The 1,038-nt window shown below is 62.5% G+C and carries 1 protein-coding gene; it reads left to right on the top strand.

Annotated features, from left to right (window positions below; genetic code table 11):
* Positions 1 to 882, top strand: an 882-nt coding sequence (locus U9980_RS09760) for a phosphate/phosphite/phosphonate ABC transporter substrate-binding protein (protein WP_322767634.1), incomplete at its 5' end; no start/stop codon positions are given.
* Positions 883 to 1,038 lie beyond the last annotated feature (156 nt).

Here is a 1,038-nt window from a genome sequence, read left to right as displayed (position 1 = left end):
GCTCTCCTCCTGCTGGCCGGCTGTACCCCGTCTCCCAAGGGGGACGGCACCATCGAACCTCTGATCTTCATGGCGATTCCCAGCCAGCGGCCCGGACCGCTGGAGGAATCCTTCCAACCAGTCCTCAGAATGCTGGAGCACGAGACCGGCAGGAAGATCCGATTCCGGGAGGCGCACGACTACGCGGAGGTCATCGAGGGCGTCCGCACCGGAAAGGTCCAGATAGCCGAGCTGGGACCGTTCTCATATGTGCTCGCCAAACACCAGGGTGCCCGGATCACTGCCGTCGTGGCCCGGGTCACCCAGCAGGGAGACCTTCCCAAATATCAGTCCTACGGCATCACCCGCGCCGATTCCTCGATCAGTACTCTCGCCGATTTTCGCGGCAAGAAGATCTGTTTCGTCGACGAGAACTCCGCATCCGGATACCTGTATCCGAAAGCTGCGTTACTGGACGTGGGCATCTCGGTGGAGCGGGATGTCGACCCACAATTTATGCGTGCACATGACCTCTCGGGAATCGCGGTGGCGACCGGACAGTGTGACGCCGGATTTGCTTACAACGCGATAATGGACCTCCGACTGTTGGAACAGAAGCAGATCAAGCCCGGCGAGATCAAGGTTGTCTGGAGATCCGATCCAATTCCCAGCGGTCCTTTAGTGATTCTCGAAAGCCTGCCGGCGAAGCTGCGCGACCAGATGGTTACGGCATTACAAAAGAAGTCCAGTGCCGACTACCTGCGGGCGAACGGGTTCTGCGAGGGTGCATGTCTCATCGCCGACGGATTTTCGTACGGTTTCGGGCCCCTCGACGACGCCGCCTACGACGGTGTGCGGGAGGTGTGCAGGAAGGTCGGGGAGAAGTCCTGCGAGAAGGCCTGAACGGCCCTCGCCCGGGCGCGGAGCGCATCGGTCACCGTCTGGGGATCAGCTCGCTCAGCCGACCGGCCACGACGGAGATCATGGCGCTGGACAGGCGCGGTGCCGCGGTCACGTCGTCGACGACGGCGCGTACCCGGTCGGCCCGGGCTCCGGTAG

Source organism: Protofrankia sp. Cr1, from assembly GCF_963555865.1.
Classification (GTDB): Bacteria; Actinomycetota; Actinomycetes; order Frankiales; family Frankiaceae; genus Protofrankia.
The sequence above is the reverse complement of the archived record's forward strand: the minus strand, read 5'-3'. Positions and strand labels throughout refer to the sequence as shown.